This window comes from Streptomyces sp. NPDC058964 (assembly GCF_042741275.1).
Lineage (GTDB): Bacteria > Actinomycetota > Actinomycetes > Streptomycetales > Streptomycetaceae > Streptomyces.
The window spans coordinates 1908-3797 of sequence record NZ_JBHYKH010000535.1 but is presented as its reverse complement, the minus strand read 5'-3'; the positions used below and the strand labels follow the sequence as shown (position 1 = coordinate 3797).

Below are 1890 nucleotides of genomic sequence, written 5' to 3'. Positions count from 1 at the left end.
CTCGGTCCCCGTGTGGGAGCACCAGATCGTCGTGGGGGCCCGGCCGACCGTCTACGCCTGCTTCAACGTGGCCGACCTGCTGGTCAGCGACGTTTCCAGCGTCATCTCCGACTACCTGGAGAGCGAGAAGCCCTACGCCGTCACCAACACCAGCGGCCTTCCCGAGCAGGACTTCCGCGAGACCTTCCCCACGGTCCGCGCGGGCGCCGTCCTCACCCCTGACGCCTCCGGTGTTGCGGCCCTGCTGGAGTCCGTGCGCCACCCCGAGAAGGACAGCTACGCCGAGGCCCGCACCGAGCTCAAGCTGCACCTGCTGGGCCCGTCCGACCCGCCGTCCGTCGTCCGCTTCAACGACGCGTCCCGCGCGCTGTGCGCGGAGGCCGACGAACACCGGGCGACCATGGCGGTGCGCGCGCTCGCGGTGATCCCGAGCCAGCGGGACGCCGGGGCGACGCTGGGCAACGAGCACGCCAAGGGCTGAGTCCGCAGGGCGGCACGCACCGCCCGAAGTATGAACCCGCACCGGGGCGCGCCGGGGAGCGGGGGGGGCGGGCGGGGGGTGGGTCCCCCCCCCCCCCGCTGGGGGGGGGGCGGGGGCGCCCCCCCCCCCCCCACCTACACCCCCCCCCCCCCCCCCCCGGCTGGCGCCGCCCCCCCCGGTCCGCTTTCTGAGCCCCCAGTTAGCCCTGCCTTAACGGCACCATAAGGATCTCCATCACCCGCCTCCAGCAGGCGATTTCACGGTTTCCAGCGGCTAGTTTCTGATCACCCCCACGGGATCCCCCCCACCGGGATCCAGCCCGTACGGGATCCAGCCCGCGCCCGAGGACCGTTCCGAGGAGTTCCCCATGTCCGCTCGCCGCAAGGCCGCCGCCGTCCTCGGCATGGCCCCGCTCGCCCTGACCGCGCTGGCCGCCGCGCCCGCCTCGGCGCACGGCTCGATGGGCGACCCGGTCAGCCGGGTGTCCCAGTGCTACGCGGAGGGTCCGGAGAGCCCGGGGTCGGCGGCCTGCAAGGCGGCGGTCGCGGCCGGTGGCACGCAGGCGCTCTACGACTGGAACGGCATCCGGATCGGCGACGCGAACGGACGGCACCAGGCGCTGATCCCGGACGGCAAGCTGTGCAGCGCGAACAACGAGGAGTTCAAGGGCCTCGACCTGGCCCGCGCCGACTGGCCGGCCACGAGCGTGAAGAGCGGCTCGTACACCTTCAGATACCGCGTGACCGCCCCGCACAAGGGCACCTTCAAGGTCTACGTCACCAAGCCGGGCTACGACCCGTCCGCGCCGCTCGCCTGGGCCGACCTGGACCTTGCGCACCCGGTCGCGACGGCCACCGACCCGGTCGCCTCGGGCGGCTTCTACACGTTCCCCGGCAAGCTCCCGGAGCGCTCCGGCAGGCAGCTGCTGTATGCGATCTGGCAGCGGTCGGACAGCCCGGAGGCCTTCTACTCCTGCTCGGACGTCACCTTCGGCGGCGGCAAGGGCGGTGGCGGTGGTTCCACCGGCGGCACCACGCCGGCGCCGACCGCCTCCGCGCCCTCGGACGAGCAGATCGAGGCCGGCGCCGGCAAGTCGACGATCGAGCACCACGGTCACGGGGACGACGACGCCAGTACGTCGGCCAAGCCGACGACACGGGCGAAGGCCACCCCGGCGAACGAGCCCAGGGCCGCCGGCGCCACCGAGAACCTCGCCGAGACCGGCGGCGACAGCCGCACCCCCTACATCGCGGTCGGCGGTGCGGCGGCGCTGGCGCTCGGTTCCGCGGCGCTGTTCATCTCGGTCCGGCGGCGGGCGGCGGGCGGCCGGCACGGCCGCTGACCCAGGGGTCCGGGGGCGGGGCCCGGGCGGGGGGCCGGGCGCGGCCCGCGGACCGACACGGTAACCC

Annotated in this window: 1 protein-coding gene and 1 pseudogene; both read left to right on the top strand. The window is 74.6% G+C overall.

From position 1 onward, the window contains the following. Positions 1 to 481, top strand: a pseudogene (locus ACFW2E_RS39445) (hypothetical protein); the annotation flags it as partial. Positions 482 to 848: 367 nt separating this feature from the next. Beyond that, complete coding sequence (locus ACFW2E_RS39440) at positions 849 to 1823, top strand: lytic polysaccharide monooxygenase (protein WP_384474669.1); 975 nt, start codon at positions 849 to 851, stop codon at positions 1821 to 1823. Positions 1824 to 1890 lie beyond the last annotated feature (67 nt).

What these genes read in the sequence shown, in the direction of transcription:
- ACFW2E_RS39440 (WP_384474669.1), top strand. Translation starts at nt 849, where the DNA reads ATGTCCGCTCGCCGCAAGGCCGCCGCCGTCCTCGGCATGGCCCCGCTC.